Origin of the sequence: Kitasatospora sp. NPDC056327 (genome assembly GCF_042261735.1) — a bacterium.
Lineage (GTDB): Bacteria > Actinomycetota > Actinomycetes > Streptomycetales > Streptomycetaceae > Kitasatospora.
The window spans coordinates 1-15,512 of sequence record NZ_JBHJRC010000204.1 but is presented as its reverse complement, the minus strand read 5'-3'; the positions used below and the strand labels follow the sequence as shown (position 1 = coordinate 15,512).

At 74.2% G+C, this 15,512-nt stretch carries 15 protein-coding genes and 1 riboswitch; of the genes, 7 read left to right on the top strand and 8 right to left on the bottom strand.

What is annotated here, in order from left to right; all coding sequences use genetic code 11:
* Positions 1–68: 68 nt before the first annotated feature.
* Together ACFCX4_RS25430 and thrC are read right to left on the bottom strand one after the other, a co-directional pair.
* Complete coding sequence (locus ACFCX4_RS25430; protein WP_376146619.1) at positions 69–344, bottom strand: ubiquitin-like small modifier protein 1; 276 nt, start codon at positions 342–344, stop codon at positions 69–71.
* Between the two features lie 68 nt (positions 345–412).
* Positions 413–1,693 (bottom strand): threonine synthase, encoded by a 1,281-nt coding sequence (gene thrC, locus ACFCX4_RS25425; protein WP_376146616.1) that lies wholly within the window; start codon positions 1,691–1,693, stop codon positions 413–415.
* A 17-nt stretch (positions 1,694–1,710) separates the two neighbouring features.
* Positions 1,711–1,843, bottom strand: a riboswitch (SAM riboswitch).
* Between the two features lie 173 nt (positions 1,844–2,016).
* Here thrC and ACFCX4_RS25420 point away from each other — a divergent pair.
* Both ACFCX4_RS25420 and ACFCX4_RS25415 read left to right on the top strand, forming a co-directional pair.
* Positions 2,017–3,024 carry a glucosyl-3-phosphoglycerate synthase gene (locus tag ACFCX4_RS25420; protein ID WP_376146613.1) on the top strand — a complete coding sequence of 336 codons (1,008 nt, stop codon included), beginning with the start codon at positions 2,017–2,019 and terminating at the stop codon, positions 3,022–3,024.
* Between the two features lie 61 nt (positions 3,025–3,085).
* Entirely contained in the window at positions 3,086–4,570 is a 1,485-nt protein-coding gene (locus ACFCX4_RS25415) for a trehalose-6-phosphate synthase (RefSeq protein ID WP_376146611.1), read from the top strand.
* Here the strand turns inward: ACFCX4_RS25415 and otsB are convergent.
* From otsB to ACFCX4_RS25400, 3 genes are all read right to left on the bottom strand, one after another.
* Positions 4,554–5,396 carry a trehalose-phosphatase gene (gene otsB, locus ACFCX4_RS25410; RefSeq protein ID WP_376146608.1) on the bottom strand — a complete coding sequence of 281 codons (843 nt, stop codon included), beginning with the start codon at positions 5,394–5,396 and terminating at the stop codon, positions 4,554–4,556. The two genes, ACFCX4_RS25415 and otsB, sit on opposite strands and share 17 nt — an antisense overlap.
* Before the next feature lie 30 nt (positions 5,397–5,426).
* The gene (locus tag ACFCX4_RS25405; RefSeq protein WP_376146605.1) at positions 5,427–5,774 is read right to left on the bottom strand and encodes a DUF3263 domain-containing protein; all 348 of its coding nucleotides are present in this window, start codon (positions 5,772–5,774) and stop codon (positions 5,427–5,429) included.
* A 102-nt stretch (positions 5,775–5,876) separates the two neighbouring features.
* Positions 5,877–7,103: an extracellular solute-binding protein gene (locus tag ACFCX4_RS25400; protein ID WP_376146602.1), complete on the bottom strand. Its 1,227-nt coding sequence runs from the start codon at positions 7,101–7,103 to the stop codon at positions 5,877–5,879.
* A gap of 392 nt (positions 7,104–7,495) precedes the next feature.
* On the opposite strand from ACFCX4_RS25400, the gene ACFCX4_RS25395 reads away from it, so the two are divergent.
* Positions 7,496–8,443, top strand: coding sequence for an ROK family protein (locus ACFCX4_RS25395; RefSeq protein ID WP_376146599.1), 948 nt, complete (start codon positions 7,496–7,498; stop codon positions 8,441–8,443).
* Positions 8,440–9,612 (top strand): N-acetylglucosamine-6-phosphate deacetylase, encoded by a 1,173-nt coding sequence (gene nagA / locus ACFCX4_RS25390; protein ID WP_376146597.1) that lies wholly within the window; start codon positions 8,440–8,442, stop codon positions 9,610–9,612. Before ACFCX4_RS25395 ends, nagA begins: the two co-directional genes overlap by 4 nt.
* A gap of 79 nt (positions 9,613–9,691) precedes the next feature.
* Here nagA and ACFCX4_RS25385 read toward each other — a convergent pair whose 3' ends face one another.
* On the bottom strand, positions 9,692–10,699 hold the full coding sequence (locus tag ACFCX4_RS25385) for a carbohydrate-binding protein (protein WP_376146594.1): 1,008 nt from the start codon (positions 10,697–10,699) through the stop codon (positions 9,692–9,694).
* Between the two features lie 165 nt (positions 10,700–10,864).
* On the bottom strand, positions 10,865–12,769 hold the full coding sequence (locus tag ACFCX4_RS25380; RefSeq protein WP_376146591.1) for a diguanylate cyclase domain-containing protein: 1,905 nt from the start codon (positions 12,767–12,769) through the stop codon (positions 10,865–10,867).
* Between the two features lie 384 nt (positions 12,770–13,153).
* On the opposite strand from ACFCX4_RS25380, the gene ACFCX4_RS25375 reads away from it, so the two are divergent.
* Positions 13,154–13,690, top strand: a complete 537-nt coding sequence (locus ACFCX4_RS25375) for a flavin reductase family protein (protein WP_376146588.1) — start codon at positions 13,154–13,156, stop codon at positions 13,688–13,690.
* Between the two features lie 65 nt (positions 13,691–13,755).
* Here the strand turns inward: ACFCX4_RS25375 and arfB are convergent, their stop codons facing one another.
* Positions 13,756–14,190, bottom strand: coding sequence for an alternative ribosome rescue aminoacyl-tRNA hydrolase ArfB (gene arfB / locus ACFCX4_RS25370; RefSeq protein WP_376146585.1), 435 nt, complete (start codon positions 14,188–14,190; stop codon positions 13,756–13,758).
* 69 nt (positions 14,191–14,259) lie between these two features.
* On the opposite strand from arfB, the gene ACFCX4_RS25365 reads away from it, so the two are divergent.
* Both ACFCX4_RS25365 and ACFCX4_RS25360 read left to right on the top strand, forming a co-directional pair.
* Positions 14,260–14,757 (top strand): hypothetical protein, encoded by a 498-nt coding sequence (locus ACFCX4_RS25365; protein WP_376146582.1) that lies wholly within the window; start codon positions 14,260–14,262, stop codon positions 14,755–14,757.
* A 114-nt stretch (positions 14,758–14,871) separates the two neighbouring features.
* Positions 14,872–15,447: a TerD family protein gene (locus ACFCX4_RS25360; protein ID WP_376146579.1), complete on the top strand. Its 576-nt coding sequence runs from the start codon at positions 14,872–14,874 to the stop codon at positions 15,445–15,447.
* Positions 15,448–15,512: the final 65 nt, after the last annotated feature.

Genomic DNA, 15,512 nt, shown 5'->3' with positions numbered 1-15,512 from the left:
ACGGAATTCCGTGCCGCGGACGGCCGGCAACGGCGCGTCCGCCCCGGGGGAACGGGCGTCCGGGAAACTCAGCCGCCGGCGACCGCCGGGATGATCGAGACGTTCGCGCCGTCCTTGATCTCCGTCGCCAGACCCTCCGCGAAGCGCACGTCGTCGTCGTTCACGTAGACGTTGACGAAACGGCGCAGCTTGCCGGTGTCGTCCAGGATCCGCGCGGCGATCCCGGTGTGGTTCTTCTCCAGGTCCGCGATGACCTCGCCCAGGGTCGCGCCCTCGGCGGGGACCTCGGCGACGCCGCCGGTGTAGGTGCGCAGGATGGTCGGGATTCGGACGTTGGCGCTCATGGGGGGTCTCCTCGTTTCGGGGGCTGGGCGGACGGGCGGGGCTGGTGGGGCGGGGGGGCCGGACGGGATCAGGCGGTCGCCAGACCGGCGTCCCGGAAGGAGTCCAGGGTCGGCCGGATGACGGCGGTCATCCCGGCCTCCGAAACAGCGTCCAGCGTCTTGAGGCCGTCACCGGTGTTGATCGCGACGGTCTCCTTCGACGGGTCCAGCTGCCCGGTCTCGACCAGCTTCTTGAGCACGCCGACCGTGACGCCGCCCGCAGTCTCCGCGAAGATGCCCTCGGTCCGGGCCAGCAGCCGGATCGCGGCCACGACCTCCTCGTCCGTCACGTCCTCCACCGCGCCGCCGGTGCGCCGGGCGATGTCCAGCACGTACGGGCCGTCGGCCGGGTTTCCGATCGCCAGCGACTTGGCGATGGTGTCCGGCTTGACCGGCCGGATCACGTCGTGGCCGGCCTTGAACGCCGCCGAGACCGGCGAGCAGCCCGCCGCCTGGGCGCCGAAGATCCGGTACGGCCGGTCCTCGACCAGGCCGAGCCGGATGAGCTCCTGCAGACCCTTGTCGATCTTGGTGAGCTGCGAGCCCGAGGCGATCGGGATCACGATCTGCTCCGGCAGCCGCCAGCCGAGCTGCTCGCAGATCTCGAAGGCGAGCGTCTTGGAGCCCTCGCCGTAGTAGGGCCGCAGGTTGACGTTGACGAAGCCCCAGCCCTCGCCGGCCGGATCGCCGATCAGCTCCGAGCAGAAGCGGTTCACGTCGTCGTAGTTGCCCTCGATGCCGATCAGCTCGCCGCCGTAGACACCGGCCATGACGACCTTGCCCTGCTCCAGGTCGTGCGGGATGAACACGCAGGACCGGAAGCCCGCCCGGGCCGCCGCCGCGCCCACCGCGCCGGCCAGGTTGCCGGTCGAGGAGCAGGACAGCGTGGTGTAGCCGAACGCGCGGGCCGCCTCGATGGCGCAGGCCACCACGCGGTCCTTGAAGGAGTGGGTCGGGTTGCCGGAGTCGTCCTTGACGTGCAGCTGGGCGGTGAAACCGAGCTCGCGGCCCAGGTTGTCGGCCTTCACCAGCGGGGTCCAGCCCGGGTTGAGGTTCGGCTTGGACGCGACGTCCGCGGGCACCGGCAGCAGCGGGGCGTAGCGCCAGATCGACGCCGGACCGGCCTCGATCCGCTTGCGCAGCTCCTCCGCGCCCTCGCTGCCGAAGTCGTAGGCGATCTCCAGCGGGCCGAAGCACTCCAGGCAGGCGAAGCTGGGACCGAGCGGGAACCGGGTACCGCACTCGCGACAGGACAGCTGGGTGGCGGGGCCGAGGTCGACGGTGTCGGGTGCGGCGGTGTCAATGGCCATGATGGCGGAGGCCTCTCTCCTCATCTTCCCCGTGACGCGGTCGCGTACGGGCCGGAATTGGCACCTGTCCCGCCGGGGCCCGTGGGCCGGCCGCGCGAGAAGGTTGCCGGGACGTCGACGGGCCGTTCCCTCAGTCCCTCTGGATGAGCTCTGTGAAGTTGTGGTCCTGCTCAGCGGCGACCCCGGCGTGCGAAGGTGCGACCGCTGTACGAAGACTGTATCCGAAGGCGTCAACCTCGAACGGCACCGTCCGCCACGCGAGATGCCCCGTCCCATCCGGCTCCGTACCCCGCCCCGCACCCGACCCCGCCGAGGAGAGCACCGTGCCCGCCGAACCGACCTCCGAGCTCCTCCCCGAGACGGCGTCCTGGCTGCGCCGGCGCTCGTGGAGCGCGGCCGACCGCCCGGTGCACACGCTGCCGGCGGCCAAGCGCGCGCTCGGCCCGGCCGGCACGGTCAGCGTCGTGCTCCCCGCCCTGGACGAGGAGGCCACCGTCGGCGAGATCGTCCGGATCATCCGGCGCGAGCTGATGGAGCGGCTGCCGCTGGTCGACGAGCTGGTGGTGGTCGACTCCGGCTCCGCGGACGGCACCGCCGCGGTCGCGGCCGAGGCCGGCGCCACCGTCGTCCACCGGGACGAGATCCTCCCCCGGCTGCCCGCCGCCCCCGGCAAGGGCGAGGTGCTCTGGCGCTCGCTGCTGGTCACCCGCGGCGAGATCGTCTGCTTCGTCGACGCCGACCTGCGCGAGTTCGACCCCGCACTGGTCTCCGGCATCCTCGGCCCGCTGCTCACCGAGCCCGGCATCCAGCTGGTCAAGGCGATGTACGACCGCCCGCTGGAGACGGACGGCGCGGTGGTGCCGGCCGGCGGCGGCCGGGTCACCGAACTCGTCGCCCGCCCGCTGCTCAACCTGCACTGGCCGGAACTCGCCGGTTTCGTCCAGCCGCTCGGCGGTGAGTACGCGGCCCGGCGCTCGCTGCTCGAACGACTGCCCTTCCCCACCGGCTACGGGGTCGAGCTCGGTCTGTTGGTGGACGCCCTGGAGACGGCCGGGCTGGACGCGCTCGCCCAGGTGGACGTCGGCGTCCGCCACCACCGGCACCAGGACGGCCAGGCGCTCGGCCGGATGGCCGCCACCATCTACCGCACCGCGCTGGAGCGGCTCGACCGCGCCCACCGGCTCAAGGCCGCCGCCGACCTGGTCCACCCGCTGCTCACCCAGTTCACCCGTGACCCGCGGACCCGTGCCTTCACGGCCCACACCCACCCGGTCACCGCCACCGAGCGCCCCCCGATGCACACCGTTCCCGAGTACGCCACCCGGCGGTAGGGCCGCACGCCCGACCGGTCCGACGGGTTTGCCACCCCGGACCCCCGGCAACCAACCAACCATGGGCCTTGACACGACCGAGCGTTCGAATCCGACCGGCACCGCCCCCGTGCTGGTGGCGTCCAACCGGGGGCCGGTGTCCTTCGGCACCGCGGAGGACGGGACGCTGACCCTCCGCAGAGGCGGCGGCGGCCTGGTCTCCGGCCTCTCCGCGATCGACGACCCGGACGCCGTCTGGGTCTGCGCCGCCCTCTCCGACGCCGACCGCCGGGCCGCCCGGGAGGCCCCCGACGGCCGCCTCGACCGGGCCGGCCACGACGTCGGCGGGCAGGCCGTCCGGATGCTCGACATCGACCCGGAGACCTTCGCCCGCGCCTACAACGGCATCGCCAACTCCACCCTCTGGTTCGTCCACCACCTGCTCTGGAACACCCCCACCGACCCCGCCTTCGACGCCGGCTTCCGCACCGAGTGGCAGGCCTACACCGCGTACAACACCGCCTTCGCCGAGGCCCTCGCCGCCGAGGCCGCCCCCGGCGCCGCCGTGCTGGTGCAGGACTACCACCTCTCGCTCGTCCCGGCCCTGCTCCGCGCCGCCCGCCCCGACCTGCGGATCGGCCACTTCTCGCACACCCCGTGGGCACCGCCCGAGTACCTGCGGCTGCTGCCCGACGACGTCGCCGTGGACGTCCTCACCGGCATCCTCGGCGCCGACCGGGCCGGCTTCCTGACCCGCCGCTGGGCGCTCGCCTTCGCCGACTGCTGCGAGCGGTACCTCGGCGCGGAGGTCGACCGCGAGGCGCTCACGGTGACCCACGCGGGCCGCACCACCGCGCTCGGCGTGCACGGCCTGGGCGCCGACGCCGACTTCCTGCGCGAGCGCGCCCACCGCCCGGACGTCGACGAGCGGCTCGCCGCCCTGCGCACCGCCGTCGGCGAGCGCCGCACGGTCGTCCGGGTCGACCGCACCGAGCTGAGCAAGAACATCGTCCGCGGCTTCCTGGCCTACCGGCACCTGCTGCGCACCCGCCCCGAGTGGCGCGACCGGGTGGTCCACATCGCGTTCGCCTACCCCTCGCGCACCGACCTCGCCGAGTACCGGGCGTACACCGACCGGGTACGGGCGCTCGCCGCGGAGATCGACGCGGAGTTCGCCACGCCCGACTGGAGGCCGCTGATCCTGCACGTCGACGACGACTTCCCGCGCTCGCTGGCCGCCTACCGGATGGCCGACGTCGCCCTGGTCAACCCGATCCGGGACGGCATGAACCTGGTCGCCAAGGAGGTCCCGGTGGTCTCCGACCGGGGCTGCGCGCTCGTCCTGTCCCGGGAGGCCGGCGCGCACGCCGAACTCGGCGAGGACGCGCTGAGCGTCAACCCGTACGACATCGTGGCGACCGCCGAGGCGCTGCACGCCGGACTCACCATGCCGGCCGGGGAGCGGGCCGACCGCACCAAGCGGCTGGCCGCCGCCGCGACGGCGCTGCCGCCCCGGCAGTGGTTCCTCGACCAGCTCGACGCGCTGCGCGTCACCGCGGCCGGCTGAGCTCCTCCCCCAGCGCGGCGAGCAGTTCCGCGACGCCGGCCGGGCCCGGGACCACCAGGTCCGCCCGGTCGGCGAGCTCGCGCACCGGCGCGTCCCCCACCGCGGCGCTGGCCACCAGCAGCCCCGCCAGGCCCTCCCCGCGCAGCTTCTCCACCGCCGCGAAGGCCGGCACGTCGCCCAGGTCGTCGCCCGCGTAGAGCACCGACCGGGCGTTCCGCTCGCGCAGCAGCGCGGTCAGCGCGGCGCCCTTGTCCACCCCCGGCGGGCGCAGCTCCAGCACCAGCCGGCCCGGCTCCACCACCAGCCCGTGCCCGGCCGCCAGCGCGTCCACCGGCCCGCGCAGCAGCTCGAACGCGGCCACCGGCTCGGCCGTCCGCCGGGTGTGCACGGCCACCGAGCGGCCCTTGTCCTCGACCCAGGTGCCGTCCGGCGCGCCGAGCGCCGCCAGCACCCCCGGCAGCTCCGCCCGGGCGGCGGCGACGCCCGGGTGCGGCGGGGGCGCGGTCAGCCTGCCGGCCTCCCAGCGCTCGGCGCCGTAGTGCCCGAGCACCACCACCCCGGCGAGACCGGCGAGCCCGCCGTACTCCACGGCCAGCTCCGCCGGACGGCCGGTCACCACCGCGACCGTGCCGACCCGCGGTGCCAGCGCGCGCAGCGCGGGCGCCGCGGCGGGGTGCGCCCGGGCCCGGCCCGGGTCGGGGACGATCGGTGCGAGCGTGCCGTCGAAGTCGAGGGCGATCACGGCGTCACGGGGTGCGGCGAGCAACGCCGCCAGCCCCGCGTGCCCGGCATCGGTCAGCGGTCGCGCAATCTCGGCAAGGCCCATGCCCGGCACCGTACCCACGACCGGCCGGGGTCACCCGTCGGCCGGCCGGGTGCCGGGCTGCTGGCGGGCGGCCCGGCGGGCGGCCCGGACCCGGCGCAGGCGGTTGACCAGCACCGGCGCGTGCGCCAGCGCCTCCGGGCGGTCCAGCAGCCCGTTCAGCAGCTGGTAGTACCGGGTGCCGGAGAGCCCCAGCTCCTCCCGGACGGCCCGCTCCTTGGCGCCGGCCGTCCGCCAGGAGCGGCCCTCCAGCTCCAGCACGGCCCGGTCCCGTCCGTCCAGCCCGGCCGGGCGCCGGGGGCCGGGCTCCCGCCCGGCCGTGTCCGCCGCGTCCGCCCCGGCCGCCGGTTCCCCGGCCGCCGCCTCCTCGTCCGCGCCCATCCGGGCCACCTCCGTCCGTCCCTGCGGAGTGCCATTCTCCCCCGCGGGCCCGACACGGCCCCGGACCCACCAGCGGATCCGGGGCCACTCACGGATCCGGACTCACTTGCGGATCCGGGCCGCCTCCTTCACCGCCGCCTGCTGGAGGTCCTCCAGCACCGGCTTGGCGTCGCCGGTCACCGCGGAGCCGATGCCGGCCTTGATCCGGTCGGAGACCTCGGCCCAGGCCGGGTCGCCGAACGGGTAGAAGCTGGCGTTGCCCAGGCCGACGGCGAACTGCTTGAGGTCCTCGTGCTTGGGGTCCTTGGTCAGGGCGTCGAACGCGTCCTGGGTGACCGGCAGCAGGTTGTAGGTCTCGTCGAACTTGAGCTGGTTGTCCTTGGCGTAGACGAAGGACAGGAACTTGCGGATCTCGTTCTTGTGCCCGTTGGCCTTGAACGCCATCATCCAGTCGGCCACGCCGAGGCTGCCGGTCTTGGCCAGGCCGTCCTTCTTCGGGATCGGCGCCGTACCGAAGTCGATCTTGGCCTTGCCGGCCATCCGCAGCAGCGTCGGGTGCCCGTTGAGCATCGCGACCTTGCCGGCCGCGAAGTCGCTGAACACCGGGGTGCGGTTCATCTTGCCGGGCTCGGGGTAGGTCAGCCCGGTGACGACCAGGTTGGACTTCAGCCAGGAGAAGGTCGCCTGGTTCTGGTTGCTGTCGATGGTGTAGTTGCCGACGTCGTCGGAGAGGCTGCCGCCGCCGCTCAGCGTCCAGAGCATCGACTCGGCCGGTGCCTCCTCGGGCCCCAGCGGCAGCCCGTACGGCGTGACGCCGGGGACCTTGGCCTTGATCTTCTCCGCGGCCGTCCTGAGCTCGTTCCAGGTGGCGGGCGGCTGGGTGATGCCGGCCTTCTGGAAGACGGCCTTGTTGTAGAAGAGCACCCGGGAGGAGGAGACGAACGGGATGCCGTACTGCGTGCCGAGCACCTGCCCCGCGTGCGAGAACGACTCCATCATGTTGGCCTGGGTCTCCAGGGACAGCACGTCCGTGGCGGTGTACAGCCGGTCGGCGGCGGCCTGGTCGGCGAAACCGCCGGTCTGCAGCAGGTCGGGCGACTTGCCGCTCTTCACCAGTTCGTCGACCCGCTTGCCGATGTCGGTCCAGCTCTGCACGTCGACGTCGATCCTGATGCCGGGGTTCGCGGCCTCGAAGCGGCGGGCGACGTCGTCCCAGTACAGCTTGGAGCTGGTGTCCGCGCTCTCGCCGTAGTCGGCCGCGACCAGCCGGAGGGTGACCGGGCCGTCGTCCTGGCCGCCGCAGCCGGTGAGCACCAGCGCTCCGGCCATGGCTCCTGCCGTCGCGACGCCGAACAACCGGGTGGGGACCTGGGCGCGCCTGTCCAACGCGGGTACCGCCTTCGGGGGGATCCTGAGGTGCAACGGACCGGATCGGGGGAGATCCGGCCGGGGGGAGGCCGCAAGGGTGCCAAACCGGGCACACGGCGGTCCACATCCCGGGCCCCCCGGCGCCGGGTAGTTATCGAAGTGCGGGATTTGTTGCACACCGCGCAACAAAATCCGCGAGTCCGACCTGCCGGACCTGTCCCCGGCCCCTCCCCGGGGGCTCGCGCAAAGTGCCGCACACCACACGCTTCTGCGACAAAGCTCACTCCTCTGGACCAGACCAATCCGACAACTGGACTAGACCTCTTAGACCCGGCCAAGGGAAACTGTCCTCCGTGAAGCACGTCATCGCACTCGATGTTGGCGGCACCGGCATGAAGGCCGCGCTGCTCGCCCAGGACGGCTCCGTGCTGTTCGAAGCACGCCGACCGACCGGGCGGGAACACGGCACGGACGCCGTGGTCTCCGCCATCCTCGACTTCGCCGCCGATCTGGCGGACGAGGGCCGCAGCCGTTTCGGCGTCGCGCCCCTGGCGGCGGGCGTCGCCGTCCCGGGGACGATCGACGAGAAGCACGGCATAGCGGTCTTCTCCGCCAACCTCGGCTGGCGGGACCTCCCCCTGCGCAAGCTGCTGGGCGAGCGCCTGGCCGGCCCGGACGGCGGCGCGATGCCGGTCGCCCTGGGCCATGACGTGCGGTCCGGCGGCCTCGCCGAGGGCCGGCTCGGCGGCGGCCGGGGCGTCGGGCGCTTCCTCTTCATCGCCCTCGGCACCGGCATCGCCGGCGCCATCGGCATCGACGGCCGGATCGAGGCCGGAGCCCACGGCTACGGCGGCGAGATCGGCCACGTGGTGGTCCGGCCCGGCGGTCCGCAGTGCGGCTGCGGCGCCCGCGGCTGCCTGGAGACCCTCGCCTCCGCCTCCGCCGTGTCCCGCGCCTGGGCCGAGGCCGTGGGCGACCCCGACGCCGACGCGGCATCCTGCGCCGTCGCGGTGGACGCCGGGGACCCGCGCGCGCTCGCCGTCTGGCAGGGCGCGGTGGAGGCACTGGCCGACGGCATCGTCCTCGCCCAGAGCCTGCTCGACCCGTCCCGGATCATCGTCGGCGGCGGGCTGGCCGAGGCCGGGGACACCCTCTTCACCCCGCTGCGGGCGGCGGTCACCGAGCGGCTGACCTTCCAGATGCCCCCCGAGGTCGTACCCGCCATGCTCAAAGACACCGCCGCGTCGCTGGGCGCGGGCCTGCTCGCCTGGGATCTGCTCTCCATGGAGGTGACCGCGTGACCGCGGACCGACTCGCACTGTCCGGCGCCCGGCTGGTCCTGCCCGGCGGTGTCGTCGAGGGCGACCGCCTCGCCGTCGAGGGCGAGAGGATCGCCGGCCTCGGCGGCGCCGGCACGCCCGGCGACCTCGACCTCACCGGGTACACCGTCGTCCCCGGCTTCGTCGACCTGCACGTGCACGGCGGCGGCGGCGCCTCCTACGCCTCCGGCATCGCCGAGGAGGCCCTCAAGGTCGCCCGGACCCACCTGGAGCACGGCACCACCACCACGGTCGCCTCCACTGTCACCGGTGAGATCGACGACCTGATCCGCCAGGCGGCGGTGCTCTCCGAACTCGTCGAGGACGGCGTCCTCGCCGGCATCCACTTCGAGGGCCCGTTCATCTCGCACAACCGCTGCGGCGCCCACCGCCCCGACCTGCTGCGCGAGCCCGACCCGGCGCTGGTCCGCAAGCTGGTCGACGCCGCCCGCGGCCACGCCCGGATGGTGACCCTGGCACCCGAGCTGCCCGGCGGCCTGGACTCCGTGCGGATGCTCGCCGACCTCGGCGTGATCGCCGCCGTCGGCCACACCGACTCGGACTACGCCAAGACGCTGGAGGCCATCGAGGCTGGCGCCACCGTCGCCACCCACCTCTTCAACGCCATGCCCGGCATCGCCCACCGCGCGCCCGGCCCGATCGTGGCGCTGCTGGAGGACGAGCGGGTCACCGTCGAGCTGATCAACGACGGCGTCCACCTGCACCCGTCGGTGCTGGACCTCGCCTACCGCACCGCCGGCGCCTCCCGGGTCGCCCTGATCACCGATGCCATGGGCGCGGCCGGCATGGGCGACGGCCTCTACCCGCTCGGCCCGCTCCAGGTCGAGGTCAGGAACGGGGTGGCCCGGCTGGTCGAGGGCGGCGCGATCGCCGGTTCGACGCTCACCCTGGACGTCGCGTTCAAGCGCTCGGTGACGGTCAACGGCCTCGGCCTCGTGCAGGCCGTCGAGTCGCTCTCCGCCGTCCCGGCCCGGCTGCTCGGCCTCGCCGACCGGGTCGGCTCCCTGGAGCCCGGCAAGTTCGCCGACCTCGCCGTCGTCGACTCCGCGACGTACGACCTGGTCGCGGTCATGCGCCGCGGCGAGTGGATCACCGGCGGCGACCGCTTCGCCCCGCTCGTCTCCGGCTGACCCGGCACCCGGCCCGCCCGACGCGACGGCCGCCCGGCTCCCCCACGGGGAACGGGCGGCCGCCGTGCGTCCGGGGCGGCTACCCGGCGGTGGCCTCCAGCTGCACCTGGTCGATCAGGATCGCGCCGCTGCCCGCCGGCAGCGAGATCACGATCGTGTTCGTCCCCGCCACCATCGGCGGCGTTATGTAGGTGTTGAACCAGGACCCGGCCGGGTCCTTGCCCGGCGAGTAGTTCTTGAAGTTCGACCCGCCCGGCCAGTCCTTGCCGTTGACCGCCATCGTCGCCCGGACGTCGGCGCCCGGGTTGTTGTAGTGCACGGTGAACTTGTAGGTGCCGGCCGCCGCCAGGTCCCCGGTCCAGGTGACCGTCCCGCCCGGGCCGAGCGTCAGGTAGCCGCCGTCCGCCGACCTGGCCCCCTTGACGGTGTTGCCGGACGGCGCGTTCTGCCCCTGCAGCTGGTTCGCGTCCACCGTGCCCAGCCCGCCGGCGGCGGTCGCCGAGGGAGTGGCCGAGGCCGAAGCGGCCGGGGTGGAGGCCGTCGTGGCGCCCGGGGTGGCCGGGGCGCTCGCCGAGCTGCCGCCGCCCTTCGCGTCCTTGTCGCCGTCCTTGTCGGGGTCGCCCGAGAGCGCTATCCCCGCGCCGATCGCGACCGCCGCGACGACCGCGACCGCGCCGATCACCGCGCCCTTGCCCCGGCCGCTGCCGCCGGACGGCCGCTCCTCGCCCGGCTGCGGGCGGGAGTGCTCGGCGTAACGGCCGGTCTGCTGGGTCGGGGCCGCGGCGAACTCGCCCTGCGGCGGGTACTGCTGCTGCGGGTAGGGCTGCTGCGGCTGGGCCTGCGGGTAGCCCTGCTGCTGCGGCGGGTAGGGCTGCTGCGGGCGCGGCGGCTGGCCGTACTGGGCGCGGCCGACCTCCATCGGCCGGCTGTACGGGGTGCGCGGCACCCCCTGCTGCGGCTCGGCCGGCTGGCCGGAGCCGCCGTCGGCCGGACGGTAGAGGTAGCCGAACGGATCGTCTTCCTGCGGGGCGCCGTCCTCCGGGCCCTGGGGCGCTCCGCTGCTGCCGGCGGTGGTCACGGTGGTCAACTCCCCCATCGCGGTCGCGCCGCCTGGCTGCCGTGCCGCCGGCGCTGGTCGTGGTCGCTCGTACCCCGGAACCCTACCTGCCGCCGCGGACGCTCCTGAAAGACCCCTTGACAACCGGTGGGCGGGCGACGGCCCGGAGCCGGTCGTACGGGCCCGGACGGACCCTCAGCCGGCCCTCCGGTGGGAGCGCTCGCCCCGGGTCCCGCGCACCGCGCCGCCCCTGGCCCGCTTCTCGTCGTACATCCGCTCGTCGGCGGTGTGCAGCACTTCCTCGATGCTCATCCCGCAGCCCGCCCAGCCGATGCCCAGGCTCACGCCGACCCGCATCGCCCGGCCGTCTATCCGCATCGGCGGGATGATCGCGTTGCGCAGCCGGTGGGCGAGGTCCTTCGCCTCGTCCCGGCCGATGCCGTCGGCGAGCACCACGAACTCGTCGCCGCCGAGCCGGGCCACCGTGTCGCCGTCGCGCACGGCCCCGCTGAGCCGGCGGGCGACCTCGACCAGGACGGCGTCGCCGGCGTTGTGGCCGAACCGGTCGTTGATGGACTTGAAGCCGTCGAGGTCGCAGAAGATCACCGCGAGCCCCTTCTCCACGGCCGCCGCGGCGGCGCCCGAGCGGAACGGACCGGACCACTGCTCCCCGCCCGGGCCCTGGTCGGCCGGGACCACCGCGTGCACGTGCTCGCCGCGGCCGTTCGCCCCCGCCGTGCCGTCGCCGGCCGGCGCCGGGTAGCCGTCGGGGTAGGCGTGCCCGGGCACCGGCTCCGGACCGGGGTACCCGCCCGGCGGGTGGTGGGCCTCACCGAAGAGCCCCTCCGGGTACCCGCCGTAGCCGTCCTCCGGGGCTCCGGCCCCGCCCGGCCGGCCCGCCTGCGGGTAGCCGGCGGGGACGTACCCGGCGCTCCCGTGGCCGCCGCTCCCGTACCCGGCCGCGGCGTGACCGGCGTCGGCCGGCCCGGTCTGGTGCCCGGCGGCGACCGCCTGGGGGTAGCCGCAGAGCCGGCGGCCGAGCCGGGCCTTGAGCTCGGCGCCGTTCGGCAGGCCGGTGAGCGCGTCGTGGCTGGCCCGGTGGGCGAGCTGGAGCTCGTGCCGCTTGCGGTCCTCGATGTCCTCGACGTGGGTGAGCAGGAAGCTCGGGCCCTCGGCGGCGTCGGCCACGATCGAGTTCCGCAGGCAGACCCACTGGTAGCCGCCGTCCCGGCGGGAGAGTCGCAGTTCCGCCCGGCCGCTCTCCGCGCTGGTGCGCTCCAGCAGGGCCCGGTCGTCGGGGTGGACCAGGTCGGCGAAGCTCTGCTGGCGCAGCACCGCCCGGGGGCGGCCGAGCAGACGACAGAGCGCGTCGTTGACCCTGGTCAGCTGGCCGCGTCCGGCACCGTGCAGCTCGGTGATGGCCATCCCGCTGGGGGCGTACTCGAAGGCCTGGCGGAAGCTCTCCTCGCTGGCCCGCAGCGCCTGCTGCTCCTTCTCCAGGCGGGCCAGCGCGCGTTGCATCTCGGCGCGCAGCCGGGCGTTGCCGATCGCGATGGAGGCCTGCAGGGAGAACATCTCCAGCGCCTCGCGGGTCCAGGCCCCGGGGCGCTTGCCGCTGCGCGGGCGGTCCACCGAGAGGACGCCGAGCAGGTCGCCGCCGGCGCTGTACATCGGGGCGAGCAGACCGTCGGCGGGGTGCCAGTCGTTGGCGTAGACCGGCATCGGGCCGTCCCCGATCCAGCGCGGGATGTCGCTGGCGACGGCCCAGCCGCGGTCGTAGGGGAGGAAGCGCAGGGTGCCCCAGTGGTCGCTGACGCCGAGCAGCCGGTCCCAGGACTCCCGGGAGCCGACCTGGCCGAGCAGGACGGAGGGGCCGCCCATGGCGCTCTCCTCCAGCTCCCAGACGGCCGCCACCACCAGATCGCCGTCCGGCCGGACCAGGCTGACCGCGGCGGCGTCGAATCCGAGTCCGTGCACCGCGCCCTCGACCACCGCCTGCAGCGTTCCCGCCAGGCTGCGGGCAGCGTTGAGGTCCGCCACGACCCGGTGCAAGGTGCGGAGGGTCGCGAGACGGACGTACGGCTCCGACTCGGCTTCCATGCGGGGGCTCCCCGGCTGCTTCGGATAGGTCTTGATTGGTTATCGTCCGATTGCCAGAAGAACTGAATCACAGGGAGCACAGCGTTCGGCACGCTCGGTCAGCAATAGGTCAGCACTTGTGACTTAAATCACACGACACGGATGGGCCCGTCACCGGTTCATCCGCCCGCTACCGGGACACGAACCGCAATCGGCACAATTCCCGTGGTCGGCCGGCCGGGCCGCCCGCTGTAGTCCGGTGCCCGCCGCTCAGGCCCTCCCCTTCACCCCTGGGGGTGAGACCGGACGCGGAACGTGACCTTCCCGACGCCCCGGACCGAGCGCGGCTGCGCCGCTGGTCCTACGACCACGGCCCGATGTCCCCGGCCCCGGACGCGGGCTACCGTGCGGTACGTGTACCCGTCCCCGCAGCCCGAAGCTGCCTCCCACGCGACCCCCGACGAGTTCCGGGCGGCGCTGTCCCAGCTCGCCGCCGGCGTGAGCCTGGTGACCGTCCACGACCCGGACGACGGCGAGGACGCCGGCATGACCGCCACGTCCTTCCTCTCCGTCTCGCTGGAGCCCCCGCTGGTCCTGATCTCCGTCCGGGAGGACTCCCGGATGGACGAGGTCCTCTCCCGTGCCGAAACGTGGGCGGTGTCCCTGCTCTCCCAGGAGCAGAAGGCGCTCGGCTCGCGGTTCGCCATGAAGGGCCGGCTCAGCGACCGGCTGCTGTTCGCCGAGGCCCCGCACCACCGCGGCCCGCACAGCGGGGCCCCGCTGATCGACGGCGCGCTCGCCACCGTGGAGTGCCGCACCGAGCAGCGGATCGCCGCCGGCGACCACACCCTGCTGCTCGGCCGCGTCCTGGAGGCCCGGGTGCCGGACCCCGGCGGCCGGCCGCTGCTGTACTTCCGCGGCGGCTACCGCGCACTGGGCTGAACCGACAGGGACCGGCACGGGCCGGACCGGCTCCCCCGGGGGGAGGGCCGGACCCGCCGGTCCGCCTACTCTCCGCCGCGTGGGGAGCGCCGGCCCTGCTTCAGCTCGGAGCGGTGCCGCTTCCCGGCGAGCCGCCGCTCGACCGTGCCCCGGCTCGGCCTGGTCGCCCGGCGCGCCTTCGGCGGCGGCGCGGTCGCCTCGCCGAGCAGCGAGGCCAGCCGGGCCGCGGCGACCTCCCGGTTGCGCCACTGCGAGCGGTGCTCGGAGGCCCGGACCACCAGCACCCGCCCGTCCACCAGCCGTCCGGCCAGCCGTTCCAGGGCGCGCTCCTTCCAGACCTCGGGCAGCGCCGCGGAGGCCGCCAGGTCGAAGCGGAGCTCGACCTGGGTGTCGGAGGTGTTCACGTGCTGGCCGCCGGGGCCGGAGGAACGCGAGAAGCGCCAGACGAGCTCGGCGTCGGGGACGACCACCGATCCCCGTACGCGGATGGGCTCGGGCATGCGTCCATCATCCCGCGCCGGGCCGCGCCGGTCACCCGGTTATCCGGCCGGGACCGGACAGCCCCGACAATGGCCTGTGTGATCGAGCTCGGCTACTCCCTCTCCAACCGCTTCCCCGACCCCCCGCAGACCGACTACCGGACCGCGGGCGTGCGCGAACTGCGGTACGACCTGTTCTGCGGCGACGTCCACCTCGACGCCGAGGGCGCGGACCTGTCCACGGCCTGGGGGTGGGTCCCGGTGCTGGACTTCGCCTGGGCGCTCTGCGACATCGTCGAGGAACTCGACCGTGACCCGGCCGGCGGCCGCGCCGCCCGGGTGCAGACCGCCGATCTGGACTTCACCCAGAACACCGAGCTGCTGCGGTTCGCCCGCCGCTTCAACTGGGTCGAGGTCACCGCCACCTGGCTGCCCGACGAGCCGCCCGTCGTGGTGCGCCACGGCGACCTGCGCCGCGAGGCCCGCGACTTCCTCCAGGACACCCTCGCGGATCTCTTCGACATGCACCCCGACCTCGCCGACAATCCGGCAGTCTGGGAACTGCAGGGCCGGTTCCGGCGCGTCTGACGGGGGCACACCCGCTCCGGTGACGACGTCGGAAAAGGCCCGGTCGCGCGGAACCAACCCCGCGGGTTCCCGCGTTATCCCCGGCAACAAGCAATCGAAGGGACTGCACACACCATGCCAGTGAGCCTCTCCAAGGGTGGCAACGTCTCGCTGACCAAGGAGGCCCCCGGCCTGACCGCGGTCACCGTCGGCCTCGGCTGGGACGTCCGCACCACGACCGGTGCCGAGTTCGACCTGGACGCCAGCGCGATCGTGCTGAACGCGGACGGCAAGGTGCTGTCCAACGGCCACTTCGTCTTCTTCAACAACACCAGCACCCCGGACAACACCGTCGTCCACACCGGTGACAACCGCACCGGCGAGGGCGCGGGCGACGACGAGGCGATCAACGTCAACCTCGCCTCGCTGCCGGCCGAGGCCGCCCGGATCACCTTCCCGGTCTCGATCTACGACGCCGTCGCCCGGTCGCAGAACTTCGGCCAGGTCCGCAACGCCTACATCCGCGTGGTGAACGCCGCCGGCGGCACCGAGCTCGCCCGCTACGACCTCTCCGAGGACGCCGCGACCGAGACCGCCATGATCTTCGGCGAGCTCTACCGCAACGGCGCCGAGTGGAAGTTCCGCGCGGTCGGCCAGGGCTACGCCTCCGGCCTGGCCGGCATCGCCCAGGATTTCGGCGTCCAGATCTGATCCACCGGCACCCCGGTGCCGTCCGGCGCCCGTTCCGCCACCCGGCGGGGCGGGCGCCGCGCCGT